This window comes from Crenobacter sp. CS_VA4, assembly GCF_055597485.1.
On sequence record NZ_JBVMAE010000052.1, the window covers coordinates 1 to 13,900 of the forward strand.

The following is a 13,900-nucleotide window of genomic DNA, read 5'->3' on the forward strand; positions in this document are numbered from 1 at the left end:
GCGGACGGCTTCCTGGGCCGGATCGGGGCCCGACTGCAGGGGCAGTTCGAGCGCGGCGGCACCCTGTGGCAGCCGTACTTGCGCGCCAATCTGCTGCGCAGCTTCGGCGGCAACGATCAGGCGAGCTTTGCCGGCACCACGGCGATCCCGACCACGCTGACCGGCACCGCCGGCCAGTTCGGTGCCGGCCTGGTCGGCAAGCTGTCCCCGAGCAGCAGCGTCTACGCGACGCTGACCTACACCACCAATCTGGACAGCACCTCGCGGGAAACCATCGGCGGGAACGTCGGCGTGCGGCTGGCCTGGTAAGCGCCGCGGCATGGAAACAAAACAAGCCGGCTTTTGCCGGCTTGTTCGTTTTCGGGCGTGATCAGCCTTGCCGGGTCATTCAGTCCACCTCGAGCCGCAACACGCCTCCGACCAGCACACTCTCATTCCCGGGCGCCCGCGCGCCGAACAGCCGCAGCGCCGTGCCGTCGCGATGCCGGCCATCGAGCCGGAAGCTCGGCCGATCGAGCGCCTGCTCGAGCCACACCTCCGTGTCCGCCGACAACGCCGCCAGCCAGTCCGCCCGGCTCAATTCGCCGGCACGATCGACGCCGACCAGCAGCAGCATCGCCACCCTGTCGCCGGACAAGCGACCGCTCGCCGTGTCGAAACGCCAGCGCCCGACGCCGACGGCGGCGAACAGCACTTCCGCCTCGACCGCCGCCTCCTCCAGCGCCGCCTGCCGGGTGTGCTGCGCGGTGATGTCCTCGATCACCGCGACCAGATGCTCCGGCTCGCCGCTATCGGGGTTGCGCTGCAGCGAGGTCTTCACGTTGACCCAGATCACCGCGCCGTCCTTGCGGCGGAAGCGCTTCTCCAGCGAGTACATCGCGATTTCGCCGGACAGCAGCCGGCCGAGCTGTTCCAGATTGCCGGCCAGGTCGTCCTCCAGCGTCAGCGACTGGAAGGTCAGCCCGGCCAGCTCCTCGGCCGAGTAGCCGAGCAGCTCGCACAGCGTCTGGTTGACCTTCAGCCAGCGCCCGTCGAGGCCGATGTAGGCGATGCCGCCGGAGGCGTTCTCGAAGATCGCCCTAAAGCGCGCCTCGCTGCGTCGCAGCGCCTCTTCGGCGGTCTTGCGCGCGGTGTTGTCCATGCTGATGCCGACCATCTTGACGATGCGGCCGTCGGCGTCGCGGATCGGCGTCGCGCGCGAGGCGATCCAGCGCACCTGCCCGTCCGGCGCGATGATCCGGAAGTCGATCTCGTGTGGCTCGCCGGTGGCGATCGAGTGCGCGTACACCTCGTTCATCATCGCCGCGTCGTCGGCCGGCACGTGCGGCCAGAAGTCCTCGTTGCGGCCGATCGGCCAGCCGTACACCGCCTCGACGTTGGCCGAATAGGTGACCGCGTCGGTGATCAGGTTCCATTCCCAGGTGACGATGCGTGCATTCTCCTGCGCGAGCTTCATCCGCGCCTCGCTCTCCATGATCTCGGCGGTGTAACGACGACGCACGTCGGTCATCGGCAGCTCGACCGGGTCGGCGGCGGCGAGGTCGCGCTGCGCCTCTTCGCCGTAGCGCAGCCAGATCCAGTTGACGTTGAGGAACACCGCCAGCCGGCGCAGGTTGTCGTAGTCGATCTCGCCGCCGCGGGTCCACTTGTGCACGGCCGGGCGCGACACGCCGAGCGCGGTCGCCACCGCCTGGAGGGTCAGTTTCTTGTGCTCGAGCAGTTCCTTCAGGCGGAAGGCGAAGCTGTTTTCGGTCATGGGTGGATCGGGGTTGAGGTTGGGAATGCATGGACGATGCTGGGGCGTAAGGTACACCCCGGCTCAGATATCGCCAAGTTTGGCTATGGCGTGTCACGGAGGTCGCGCGGGTGAAGTAGCCGGCGTTGATGTTGATTGAACGCGATAAAATGGAAGCATGAGCCGCAACATCAGCCCCGTCCCGTTCGTCAACGACCTGTTCGACCCGGTGCCCGAGACCGAGCCGTACGAGGAGCCGCTCGCGCCCGGCGCCGTCATCCTGCGCAACTTCGCGCGCGACCGCATCACGCTATTGGCCGAAGCCATCCGCGGCGTGCTGCGCCAAGCGCCGCTGATGGAGATGCGCACGCCAGGCGGCTACCGGATGACGGTGAAGACCAGCAGCTGCGGCAACGCCGGCTGGGTCAGCGACGAACACGGCTACCGCTACGCCCGCGCCGTAGCGCACGGCATGCGCCCATGGCCGCCGATTCCGGAGCCGCTGATGCAACTGGCACTGGCCGCAGCCAGGGCTGCCAACTACCCCGACTTCGTGCCGGACGTCTGCCTGATCAACTACTACCGGCCCGGCGCCAAGCTCGGGTTGCATCAGGACAAGGACGAGCGCGACCCGAACGCGCCGGTCGTGTCTCTGTCGCTCGGGCTGCCGGCCGAGTTCCTGTTCGGCGGCAATGAGCGCAGCGACAGGACCCGTACCGTCTGGCTGTACAGCGGCGACGTGGTGGTATGGGGCGGGCCATCGCGCATGGCGTACCACGGCGTCAAACCGGTGGCGGACGGGGTGGACCCGGTGTTCGGGCACTGCCGGGTCAACTTGACGTTCCGCAAGGCCTTATAAAACTATTGGCCGCGAACGTTTCCCCCGACCGCCGAAAAAAACAGCCCGCCGAAGCGGGCCGAACAGGGTCGTCAGGAGACGGATGGATGTCTTACAAATCCAGCACCAGCCGCTCGCCGCGCGCGCGCGACACGCAAATCATCATGGTCTTCTGCGCCGCCTTCTCGGCGTCGCTCAGGTATTGGTCGCGGTGCTCGGCCTCGCCTTCGAGGATGCGGGTCTCGCAGGTGCCACACACGCCCTCGCGGCACAGGCACTCGACCGGCACGCTGCCTTCCTTCTCGATCGCCTTCAGGATGCTCTCGTCCTCGCCCACCGCGATCTCGCGACCGGACTTGGCGAGCACCACGGTGAAGCCGTCGCCGGTCTGCGGCGCGGCGGCGAACTGTTCCCAGTGGATCTGCTGTTCGGCCAACCCTTTGCCACGACAGGCGGCGATCACCGCGTCGATCAGCGGGCGCGGGCCGCAGATGTAGACGTGCGCGTCCCGCGGCAGGCGGTCGACCAACGTGTCGACCTCGAGCGGGCGGTTGTCGCTGTTGATGTAGAACTGGGTGTGCGCGGCGTGGCGGCCGGCGGCGAGCTCGTCGGCGAACGCGCCGTGCTCGGGGCTGCGGAAGCTGTAGTGCAGCTCGTAGTCGGCGCCGTTTTCGGCCAGTTCGACCATCTGCGACATGAACGGCGTGATGCCGATGCCGCCGGCGATCAGCACGTGCTTGGCCGGCGCGTCGGCCAGGCCGAACAGATTGTTCGGGGTGGAAATGGTCAGCGTATCGCCGACCTTCACCTTGTCGTGCATGAACGCCGAGCCGCCCTTCGAAGCTTCCTCGCGGCGCACGCCGATCTGATAATGGAAAAGTTGGCGCGGTGAGCTCATCAGCGAGTACGCGTTGCTATAGCGCTTATCGCCGTCCTGCATCTGCACGATCACGTGGCTGCCGCCGGTGAACGCCGGCAAGGTGCCGCCGTCCGAAGCGGCCAGCGTGAAGCGCTTGATCTGCGCGGTGGCCTGTTCGATCGCGGTCACCCGCACGGTCATCATCTGGTAGTTGTTTGCCATTACTGCCTCCGTCTTTCCTGCCGGCACTGCGTGCCGCTCGCCAAACCCTCCCGATCTTGTAATGACGACTTGCCGGGAACACTGCGATGGGTTTGGTCAGCGGCGCTTGTATGAGCCGGCCTCTCCTCATAACCCTGTCGGTTCGGCCAACGTTGGCCGAACCGTTTTCCTACGCTGGCTTATACGGCCATGCACAGGTACTTCATCTCGAGGTAATCCTCGATGCCGTACTTGGAGCCTTCGCGGCCCAGGCCCGACTGCTTCACGCCGCCGAACGGCGCGACCTCGTTGGAGATCAGCCCGGTGTTGATGCCGACCATGCCGTATTCGAGCCGCTCGGCCACGCGCCACACCCGCGCCACGTCGCGGCTGTAGAAGTACGAAGCCAGGCCGTAGATCGTGTCGTTGGCGAGGCGCACCACCTCGTCCTCGGACGAGAAGCGCACGATCGGTGCGACCGGCCCGAAGATCTCCTCGTCCAAGAGGCGCATGCCGGCGCCGACGTCGGCGATCACGGTCGGGGAGAAGTACTGCGCGCCGGCTGCGAGACTGGCGCCGCCTGTCAGCACCCGCGCGCCCTTGGCCACCGCGTCGTCGAGCAGCTCCTGCACCTTGCCGACCGCCTTCTCGGTTATCAGCGGGCCGATCTGCGTCGCAGGCTCGAAGCCGTTGCCGACGCGCAGCTCGGCGGCCTTCTTGGCGAACTTGGCGGCGAACTCGTCGTACACCGCGTCGTGCACGTAGAAGCGGTTCACGCATACGCAGGTCTGGCCGGCGTTGCGGTACTTGGCGATCAGCGCGCCCTCTACCGCCGCGTCGACATCGGCGTCGTCGAACACGATGAACGGCGCGTTGCCGCCGAGCTCCAGCGACACCTTCTTGATCGTGGACGCGCACTGGCTCATCAGCAGCCGACCGACCGGGGTGGAGCCGGTGAAGCTGAGCTTGCGCACCAGCGGGTGGCCGGTGAGCTGGCGACCGATCGCGGCCGAGTCGCCGGTGACGATGTTGAACACCCCGGCCGGAATGCCGGCGCGTTCGGCCAACTCGGCCAGCGCCAGCGCCGACAGCGGCGTCTCGTTGGCGGGCTTGATCACGATGGTGCAGCCGGCGGCCAGCGCCGGGGCGGCCTTGCGGGTGATCATCGCGGCCGGGAAGTTCCACGGAGTGATCGCGGCGCACACGCCGATCGGCTCGCGCACCACCACCAGGCGCTTGTCGGCGGCCGGCGACGGGATCACGTCGCCGTATAGGCGCTTGGCCTCCTCGCCGAACCATTCGATGAACGACGCGGCGTAGCGGATCTCGCCCAGCGCCTCGGCGACCGGCTTGCCCTGCTCCCAGGTCATCAGCCGGGCCAGGTCGTCTTCGTGCTGCTCGATCAGGTCGAACCAGCGGCGCAGGATCTTGGCGCGCTCCTTGCCGGTCCTGGCTTTCCAGGCCGGCAGCGCGGCGTGCGCGGCCTCGATCGCCTGCTCGGCCTCGGCCTCGCCCATCCGCGGTACGGTGGCGATCGTTTCGCCGGTGGCCGGGTCGGTGACAGCCACGGTGGCGCCGCCGTCGGCATCGCACCAGACACCGTCGACATAGGCGCGCTGGCGGAACAATAGTGGGTCGTTCAATTTCATCGTGTGACTCTCTGGAAGGAGTGGTGCCGGCACGGCACCACCGCTATCGGGAATTAGGAACCTCTAAAACCGTCGCGAGCGGCACGCAGGCGAGGCGGACAGCGCGCAGAAACCGGAGTGGACTCGAAGTCCATGAGGCTTCTGGCTGAGCGAATGGAACATTCGCACGCGCAAAGCACCGCCCAACGAAGCATCCGTGTCGCGCAGCAGGTTTTCGAGGTTCCTTTACTGGGCGTGCTGCTTGCCGACCAATTGATGGAAATGCACGATGCCGTGCTCGCTGATGCCGCTACGCTGCTGGTCGACCATGATGCGGCCCTGGCCGCGGTAGCCGCGCGACTTCAGGCCACGCTGCACGCTTTCGACCAGGCGCAGGTCTTCCGGGCGGAACACGGTGCGGTACCACTCGACCAGCGCCTGCTGCTCCTCGGTCAGTTCCTTGTTGAGGAAGTAGATCTCGTAGTGCTGCAGCGTGGTCTCGGCGTCGACCGGAAACTCGTAGATCACGGTCATGAAGTTGGCGCCCGGCGGCACGTTGAACATGGTGCACGGCCACGCCCAGAAGCCGCTGAAGCTCGGGTCCTTCACCGATTCGTCGATCTTGAACGACTTCTCCGACGACTTGGCCAGGCCGAACTGCAGCGTCCAGTTGCCGTGCATGGTGTGGGTGTACTTGTCGACCTGCACCGAGTCGGCGAAGCCCGGGTGGGCCGGACCGCAGTGGTAGCACTCCATGTAGTTGTCGACGATGGTCTTCCAGTTGGCCGGGGTATCGGTGACGAAACGGGCGCCCAGGTGTAGGTCGTCGATCACCGGGCAGGCGGCGCGCAGCTTGGCTTCCAGGCCCGGCAGCTGTTCCTCGACCGAGCCCGCCCCCGGGTTCATGTTGATGAACACGAAGCCGGCGTATTCCTCCACCTTCACCGGCATGAGGGTGGATTTTTCCTTGTCGAAATTGGCGACGTTGTCGCAGTTGCGCGCATGCGCGAGGTCGCCGTCCAGCTTGAAGGTCCAGGCGTGGTACGGACAGGTGATCACGTTCTTGGCCTTGCCGCTGCCTTCCAGGAGTTCGTGGCCGCGGTGCGGGCAGACGTTGTAGAACGCGCGCAGCACTTCGTCGCGACCGCGTACCACGATGATGTTCTCGCCGATCACCTTGCGGGTGATGTAGTCGTTGGCCTCGGCCAGCTCGCTGCGGTGGGCCACGCAGATCCAGCTGTTGGCGAAGATCTTTTCCTTCTCGTACTGGTAGACCGCGTCGCTGGTGTAGTACTCGGCGGGCATGGTCCAGGCGTTGTCCGGATCGGCGCAGAACTCGGGATTCAGTTTGGTGAAGGCATTCATCGGTTTCTCCTCTGGCTGAGTGGTTGGACGGATCCTGCTCGCCCGCTTTGCTATCTAACAGTTAACAAAATACTATTGGTTAACATGCATACGAAAAAATTTGGCCCAACGGCTCCCGGCTGTCAAGCCCTCTCTGAGGAACGGACGGTCGGAAACGGTTCAGGCCCCCTGCCCGGTCAGTACCACCAGGCGGGCCAGCCAACGGCAAAAACGGCCGTGGCAACAGCAACAACACAGCAAGTCGTCAGCAAAACCCGGCGCAGCGGTCCCTGCTAAGCGCAGCCGCAGACAGGACCAGACTGCGCAACAACGCAGGGCGGAGTCTGCCGGCGACGATCAGCCGGCTTCGGCCAACCTTGCCGCCTGCATCGAGGCAATCGCCTCGGCGAAGGCCAGATACATCCGCGCGGTCTCCGGGCAGCGATGCAGCGCACGCAGACAGCCATGCAGCAGGCCGCGGCCCAGGTGGTACTGCGCTGCCACGCCGTCGGCACGCAGCCGCTCGACGTACAACTGCCCGTCATCGCGCAGCGGGTCGAACTCGGCCACCGCCACGAAGGCCGGCGGCAGCCCGGCAAGCTTAGGCGCCGACAAGGGCGACAGCCGCGGGTCCTGATGCGTGGCCGGGGCCGGTGCGTACAGCTTCAGGTAGAACTCGACATCCGCCGTGGTCAACAGCGGCGCGTCGGCGTTGTCGCGATACGACGGCAAGCTATGTTCGGTGCCCAGACCCGGGTAGATCAGCGCCTGGCCGACCGGGGCCGGGCCACCCTGCCGAGCGATGGCCAGGCACAGCGCCGCCGTCAGGTTGCCGCCGGCGCTATCGCCGGCCACCACCACGTTGGCCGAATCGATGCCGAGCGCCTCGCCGTGCGCCTGCAGGTGCTGCCAGGCGGCCAGGCAGTCGTCGAACGCCGCCGGGAACACATGCTCGGGCGCCAGCCGGTAGTCGACCACCACCACCACCGACTGCGTATCGCAGGCCAGCGGAGCGGCGACGAACTCGTGCGAGTCCAGCCCGCCCACCACCCAGCCGCCGCCGTGCAGGTAGAGCACGCAGGGCCAGCCCTGTGCCGGCGCTTCGCCAACCGGCCGGTAGATGCGCAGCGGGATCTCCCGCCCCGGCGCGGCGAGGATCAGGTCCTCGACCGCCGGGTTGCCGGTGCGCACCGGGGTGAAGTAGCGGCACAGCGCGTCGTAGGCGGCGCGGCCGGAATCGATGCTGTCGTCCGCACCGGTGAAGGTGCCGCTGGTGTGCACGAACTCCTGCATCGCTTCACTGAGTAAATAGTGTCCGGCCATCATCGCCCCCTTACACCGGCTGCTTGCTGGTCACGACCGCCGGGGCCGCCGGGACTGCCGGGGCTGCCGAAACCGCCGGGACCGAACGGTTGTGCTCGTCGATCTGGTGCGACGGTACATGGCCGTAGTCCTCGCGCAGCCACTTGAGCAGGCCGTACACCTTGATCAGGATGATCAGTGCGAACGGGATGGCGGTCACGATCACCGCGGTCTTCATGGTATTGAGCGGAGCCTTGGCGAAGATCATTGCGAGCGGCACCAGGGTCAGCATCACGCACCAGAACAGGCGGTCGGCCGGGGCCGGGTCTTCGCCTTCCTCCAGGTCGCGGGTGCAGGTAGCCGATACCGCGTAGCCCACCGCGTCCATGTGCGCAGCCAGGAACACCACCATCACCGCCAGGAAGAACGCCATCACCGCGCGGCCGGCCGGCAGGTGGTCGAGCAGCAGGCCGATGGCCACTTCGCCGCCCTGCTTGCTCAGCACGTCCGGCACGTTCACGAGACCAGTGATGAAGCTGTGCACGCTGTAGTTTTCCAGCACGCCGAACACGAACCAGATGCCGATGCAGCCGCCCAGCACCATCGCCATCAGCACTTCGCGGATGGTACGGCCACGCGATACGCGGGTGACGAACAGCGCCACGCCCGGTGCGTACGAGATCCACCACAGCCAGTAGAACACCGTCCACTCGCGGGTGAATTTGCCGTCGCCCATCGGGTCGGTGAACAGGCTCATGTCGACGAAGTGGGTCAGCATCAGGCCCATGCTCGACAGCGAGTTGCTGGTGATGAACTGGGTCGGGCCGAACAGGTAGATGTACAGCGCCAGGATCACCACGCCCCAGCACACCATGTGGCTGAGTCGCTTCATGCCGCCGTCCATGCCCACGTAGGAGCTGAGCGTGAACACCACCGATACCGCCAGGATGATGATCACCTGGGTGGTGAAGGTGTCAGGAATGCCGGTCAGGATCGACAGCAGCTTGGAGAAGGTGATCGCGGTGAGCACCAGCGAGATGGTCAGCGCGCCGAACATGCACAGCATGAACAGCAGGTCGACCAGCCGGCCGACCGGGCCACGGGCCTTGAAGCCGGTGATCGCCTCGATCATCGACGCCAGGCTCAGGCCCTTGTTCTTGCGCACGTGGAAGTGGTAGCACATCGCCACCGCGCCGATCGCGTAGATCGCCCAGGCGCTCAGGCCCGAGTGGAAGAAGGAATAGGCCACGCTGAATTTCAGCGCTTCCTGCGACTCCGGGGTGAGGTTCAGCCCCGGGGTCTGGTAGTAATAGGCCCAGTCGAGAAAGCCCCAGTACAGCGTCGACGAGCCCAGGCCCGACAGGATGAACATGAAGATCCACGACGAGGTGGAGTAATCGGGCTTGCCTTCGCCCAGGCGGATTTTGCCGTACTTGCTGAAGCCCAGCCAGCCGACGAACAGCACGGAAAAGAATGCAAATAACAGGATGGGTGACGCGAAGATCGTCGTACACCAGTACAGGACCTTCTCGGCCCCGTCGATCGATGCTTTCGGGAAGGCGGTCATGCCGCCGACCAGGGAAAAGATGATCAGCAGGCTGACCACGGCAAGAGGCGTGTCGCGCCTGCCTTTTTTGATGTTGTCCACGGTTTCTCCTTTTGTAGGGCTGTGCAGCGTGTGTTTGTTGTTGTTCACGCTTTTGTGTTGTTGCTGGTTGTTACTCCACCGACTACCGCGGCGCGGTCGGATACTGCCCGACTCGCGACCGCCGGTTCTGCAGGCAGGCTGGTTCAGCAACGCACGGCCAGCCAGCCGAATACCACATAAACTGCCAGACTATCCAAACAGAACGACAGCCGGCCGCGGCACCCGCCGCCAAACTGTCCGCCCCACCCACCCCTATCAGGCGGTGTGCTTGACTCCCCTGCCCAGCATGCCTCGCACCTATCAAGGTGCAGCAGCACGCCGGCAGGGGCAGACATCGCTTACAACGCCGCCGCGATCGCCGCGCCGACGTCGGTCGTGTTGGCCGAACCGCCCATGTCCGGGGTGCGCGGGCCTTCCTGCAAGACCTGCTCGATCGCCTTCAGGATCGCGTCGTGCGCTGCGCGGAAACGGCCCTCGCCGTCGCCCAGGAAGTCCAGCAGCATCGCGCCCGACCAGATCATCGCGATCGGGTTGGCGATGTTCTTGCCGTAGATGTCCGGCGCCGAGCCGTGCACCGGCTCGAACAGCGACGGGAAGGTGCGGTCCGGGTTGAGGTTGGCCGAAGCGGCCAGGCCGATCGTGCCGGTGCAGGCCGGGCCCAGGTCCGACAGGATGTCGCCGAACAGGTTGGACGCGACGACGACGTCGAAGCGGTCCGGCTGCAGCACGAAGCGCGCCGACAGGATGTCGATGTGCTGCTTGTCCCACGCGACGTCCGGATACTGCCCGGCCACCTCGGCCACGCGCTCGTCCCAGTACGGCATGCTCACCGCGATACCGTTGGACTTGGTCGCCGCGGTCAGCTTCTTGCGCGGGCGGCTGTTGGCCAGCTCGAACGCGTATTTCAGGATGCGGTCGACGCCGTGGCGGGTGAACACCGCCTCCTGCAGCACGAACTCGCGGTCGGTGCCCTCGAACATCTTTCCGCCCACCGAGGTGTACTCGCCCTCGGTGTTCTCGCGCACCACGTAGAAATCGATGTCGCCCGGCTTGCGGCCGGCCAGCGGGCACGGCACGCCCGGCAGCAGGCGCACCGGACGCAGGTTCACGTACTGGTCGAACTCGCGGCGGAACTTCAGCAGCGAGCCCCACAGCGAGATGTGATCCGGCACCTTGTCCGGCCAGCCGACCGCGCCGAAGAAGATCGCGTCGAATTCCTTCAGCGTCGCGAACCAGTCGTCCGGCATCATCTTGCCGTGCTCCAGGTAGTAGTCGCAGCTCGCCCACTCGAACGAGGTCACCTCGATCTGGATGTCGAATTTCTCGGCCGCCGCACGCAGCACGCGCAGGCCCTCCGGCAGTACCTCGTTGCCGATGCCGTCGCCGGCGATGGCGGCGATCTTGTAGCTCTTGCTCATAGTGTTCTCCTTAACCGACCGGCCCTTTAGCGCCGCTAAGCAAACCCTCCTGGCGTTGTTGCACTGCCTTGCCGTACTACTCGTACTGTCTGCGGCAGTGCGCCTAGCCAGGACCGCTACGCTGGGTTTGCTTAGCGGCTTAAAACGAAACCGGTCCAAATGAATTCGATTGAGCGCTAGCATGCCGAAAAACATTCCGGCAATAATCAGCACATCTGTGCACACATAAGACACGAATCGTGAAGAATGAACCGCAACTCGACGACCTGCGCGTGTTCTGCCTGGTGACGCGCCGCTCCGGCTTCGCCGCCGCCGCCGAAGAGCTGGGCGCCTCGCCCGCCTTTGTCAGCAAGCGGCTACGCATTCTGGAAGAGACGCTGGGGGTGAAGCTGCTGCACCGCAGCACCCGGCGCGTCGCGATCACCGAGGATGGCGAGCGGGTATACCGCTGGGCGCAGCGCATCCTCGCCGACGTCGACCACCTGGTCGACGAGGTGTCCGAGATCAGCCAGAACCCGCGCGGGCTGATCCGCATCAGCAGCAGCTTCGGCTTCGGCCGCCACCACGTCGCCCCGGCGCTGTCCACGTTGGCCGAACGCTACCCGCAGCTGGAGATCCGCTTCGACGTATTCGACAAGCTGGTGGACCTGGCCGCCGAGGGCATCGACCTCGACATCCGCATCGGCAATGAGATCGCCCCGCAGCTGATCGCCCGCAAGCTCGCCGCCAACCGCCGCATCCTGTGCGCGGCGCCGAGCTATCTCGAGCGGCGCGGCGTGCCCAAAAGCCTGGAAGAACTCGCCAGCCACGACTGTCTGGCGATCAAGGAACGCGACCACCCGTTCGGCCTGTGGCGCCTCGCAGGTCCCACCGGCGACGAAACGGTCAAGGTCACCGGCCCGCTGTCGTCCAACCACGGCGAGATCGTCCACCACTGGGCGCTGGCCGGCCACGGCATCATGCTGCGCTCGCTATGGGATGTGGGCAGGGAACTAGAGAGCGGACAGCTGGTGCAGGTGCTGCCCGACTACCGCCAGGAGGCGGACATCTGGGCGGTGTACCCGGCACGGCTGTCCAGCTCGGCCAAGCTGCGCGTCTGCGTGGAGTTCTTCGAGCAGCATTTTGGGGAGGGGAGGTTTTGAGGGGCTAAGGTTGGCCGAAGCGGGGTAGGCGCGGCACGTAGGGCGGAAGCCTCGCCAAGCGAGGCGTTCCGCCAAGCCCACCAGGCGTTTGCGAGTAGGTGGCGGAACGCCCCATAGGGGCTTCCGCCCTACGCGTTACAGCTCGGAATTATCCGGGGTACGCGGTGCCCTATGGTTGCACCTCGTAATTATCCCGAATACGCGGTAATGCATTAAGTCAGCGGCCTGCTTTAGTGGGTCCGCTGGATCGATGAGTTAGAACCCTATTTGCCTAAGTCACAAACAGCATCAAATGTGGTTTTTGCCAATGACTCAGTTCCAAGGTTGTGCGCTTGCACCAGCCTGTTTGTTTTCCAATCATCATTGACAAGGCTCCATATTTCGTCACCCATTTCCAAATGAACCACTCATACCGTGGCTCTCCATAGCAGCGTAAAAAAACTCCGTGCAATTAAACCCATCTATCACAATTACCGATTTAGTGTCACGTCTTGCAGCGTCACCCAAATACTCCTCAACGAAAGTGGCTATTATAAAATCCCCGTCTTTTCTTAATGATGATGCATCTAAATATATCGCTCTATAGTGATCTGCAACTTGGGAATCCGATTTGGCTACAAATTTAAGCTCAGCACTTTGAGCCACGCAGGAGGCTAATAATGATAAGGCAATGGCAAAATTTCTAAACATATTGATGTCGCACAGCAAGGTAGCAAGGGAGGACGGGTGAAGCGCAGCGTAACCCATCAAATCATCACACGACAGCGATTTGATGGGGTACGGCGTAAACGCCTTCACCCATCCTACTTGCTAACGTTTGAGATGAGTGGCACCGGAGCGCGAAGCGCGCAGGGAACCCCAAATGTGCAGCATTTGGGGTGTCCGCTCGATTGAATAGTTAGGCTTCATTGCCTGGTCTCTGTTGCGGCCATTACGCGCTCCATGACGTATGCGCGTCCTGACCATAGTGCACCGTCAACGAATCCTTTGGTTTGTAGGGGTTCGCCAGCGTAATTCAATAAGACAAGGCCTTTCGACTCATCTCCAGCAATCGCGGGATAGCACTTCGACAAGACCTTGTTCCAGATTTCGCCTTCAACTTCGCTCGGTCCCTTTTTGAGCGGCCTAGGAAGGAGCTTTATCTCAGTCTCCGTAGTTTGGCTAATACACAAGTGAAACGCGAAAGCTGGCTTCAGCAGACGCATATTTGGGCCAGTTTCCTGTGCATGAGCGGCAGTACAGGTGAGAGCTACGAGCAAATACTTTGGAATGCGCATGGTCGGCTTTCCTGATGCATAACGTTTGAGGTGAGAAGCAGCCGGAGTGCGAAGCGCGGAGGGAACCAAAAAGCGCAGCTTTTGGGTTGTCCTCTCGACCGAATTGTTAGGCGGATTTTCATTACTTTTTTGCACTTAAATGTTGAAGCTGGGCGTCCGTTTATTCACAGGACGTTAGGTGCGATCGCTGCGTAGCCAACTGAGTAGTTGTCAATCTTTGGTAACGAAGTTACATCCATCCCCAGAAATGTGATCCGTCGATCGAGAGGTCCAGGCAGAGTATTTAAGATCGGCCGTAGTTCAAATCCATTTCTGTCTGCAATTCCTATCTGGAAGTGACCTCCAACGTCGGTTCTGTTCTGTCGTTTGAGCATTTCCGCGAGCGAGATCATGACGCCTGTTTCAGCACCGCTCATGTGCATTTCTTCAGTCAGAAGTGTTGGCGCTCACTGAATTTTGACCAGCCGTGCTCGTTGAATTTTGACCAGGCATGGAGGCCGCCCGCGCA

The 13,900-nt window shown here is 63.9% G+C and carries 11 protein-coding genes; 3 read left to right on the forward strand and 8 right to left on the reverse strand.

All coding sequences use genetic code 11. From position 1 onward, the window contains the following. On the forward strand, positions 1-309 hold a 309-nt coding region (locus ACZ2IA_RS22140), incomplete at its 5' end, for an autotransporter domain-containing protein (protein WP_470294758.1). A 79-nt stretch (positions 310-388) separates the two neighbouring features. Here ACZ2IA_RS22140 and ACZ2IA_RS22145 read toward each other — a convergent pair. Then, positions 389-1,756 (reverse strand): PAS domain S-box protein, encoded by a 1,368-nt coding sequence (locus tag ACZ2IA_RS22145; protein ID WP_470294759.1) that lies wholly within the window; start codon positions 1,754-1,756, stop codon positions 389-391. Positions 1,757-1,913: 157 nt separating this feature from the next. Between ACZ2IA_RS22145 and alkB the strand changes: the two genes are divergently transcribed. Then, positions 1,914-2,594 carry a DNA oxidative demethylase AlkB gene (gene alkB / locus ACZ2IA_RS22150; RefSeq protein WP_470294760.1) on the forward strand — a complete coding sequence of 227 codons (681 nt, stop codon included), beginning with the start codon at positions 1,914-1,916 and terminating at the stop codon, positions 2,592-2,594. Positions 2,595-2,685: 91 nt separating this feature from the next. Here alkB and ACZ2IA_RS22155 read toward each other — a convergent pair whose 3' ends face one another. The 6 genes from ACZ2IA_RS22155 to ACZ2IA_RS22180 form a co-directional block, all read right to left on the reverse strand. Continuing rightward, entirely contained in the window at positions 2,686-3,654 is a 969-nt protein-coding gene (locus tag ACZ2IA_RS22155) for a PDR/VanB family oxidoreductase (protein WP_470294761.1), read from the reverse strand. A 179-nt stretch (positions 3,655-3,833) separates the two neighbouring features. Further along, entirely contained in the window at positions 3,834-5,282 is a 1,449-nt protein-coding gene (locus ACZ2IA_RS22160) for an NAD-dependent succinate-semialdehyde dehydrogenase (protein WP_470294762.1), read from the reverse strand. Positions 5,283-5,507: 225 nt separating this feature from the next. Beyond that, positions 5,508-6,626, reverse strand: a complete 1,119-nt coding sequence (locus tag ACZ2IA_RS22165) for an aromatic ring-hydroxylating oxygenase subunit alpha (protein ID WP_470294763.1) — start codon at positions 6,624-6,626, stop codon at positions 5,508-5,510. 336 nt (positions 6,627-6,962) lie between these two features. Next, the gene (locus ACZ2IA_RS22170; RefSeq protein ID WP_470294764.1) at positions 6,963-7,928 is read right to left on the reverse strand and encodes an alpha/beta hydrolase; all 966 of its coding nucleotides are present in this window, start codon (positions 7,926-7,928) and stop codon (positions 6,963-6,965) included. A gap of 10 nt (positions 7,929-7,938) precedes the next feature. Beyond that, positions 7,939-9,555, reverse strand: coding sequence for a BCCT family transporter (locus tag ACZ2IA_RS22175; protein ID WP_470294765.1), 1,617 nt, complete (start codon positions 9,553-9,555; stop codon positions 7,939-7,941). A 338-nt stretch (positions 9,556-9,893) separates the two neighbouring features. Continuing rightward, positions 9,894-10,973, reverse strand: a complete 1,080-nt coding sequence (locus ACZ2IA_RS22180) for a tartrate dehydrogenase (protein ID WP_470294766.1) — start codon at positions 10,971-10,973, stop codon at positions 9,894-9,896. A 239-nt stretch (positions 10,974-11,212) separates the two neighbouring features. Here ACZ2IA_RS22180 and ACZ2IA_RS22185 point away from each other — a divergent pair, with 239 nt between their 5' ends. After that, positions 11,213-12,115 (forward strand): LysR substrate-binding domain-containing protein, encoded by a 903-nt coding sequence (locus ACZ2IA_RS22185; RefSeq protein ID WP_470294767.1) that lies wholly within the window; start codon positions 11,213-11,215, stop codon positions 12,113-12,115. Between the two features lie 384 nt (positions 12,116-12,499). Here the strand turns inward: ACZ2IA_RS22185 and ACZ2IA_RS22190 are convergent, their stop codons facing one another. Further along, complete coding sequence (locus ACZ2IA_RS22190; RefSeq protein ID WP_470294768.1) at positions 12,500-12,913, reverse strand: hypothetical protein; 414 nt, start codon at positions 12,911-12,913, stop codon at positions 12,500-12,502. Between the last annotated feature and the right edge of the window lie 987 nt (positions 12,914-13,900).

Coding starts and splice junctions, on each gene's coding strand:
- ACZ2IA_RS22145 (WP_470294759.1), bottom strand. CDS start 1,756: ATGACCGAAAACAGCTTCGCCTTCCGCCTGAAGGAACTGCTCGAGCAC.
- alkB (WP_470294760.1), top strand. CDS start 1,914: ATGAGCCGCAACATCAGCCCCGTCCCGTTCGTCAACGACCTGTTCGAC.
- ACZ2IA_RS22155 (WP_470294761.1), bottom strand. CDS start 3,654: ATGGCAAACAACTACCAGATGATGACCGTGCGGGTGACCGCGATCGAA.
- ACZ2IA_RS22160 (WP_470294762.1), bottom strand. CDS start 5,282: ATGAAATTGAACGACCCACTATTGTTCCGCCAGCGCGCCTATGTCGAC.
- ACZ2IA_RS22165 (WP_470294763.1), bottom strand. CDS start 6,626: ATGAATGCCTTCACCAAACTGAATCCCGAGTTCTGCGCCGATCCGGAC.
- ACZ2IA_RS22170 (WP_470294764.1), bottom strand. CDS start 7,928: ATGGCCGGACACTATTTACTCAGTGAAGCGATGCAGGAGTTCGTGCAC.
- ACZ2IA_RS22180 (WP_470294766.1), bottom strand. CDS start 10,973: ATGAGCAAGAGCTACAAGATCGCCGCCATCGCCGGCGACGGCATCGGC.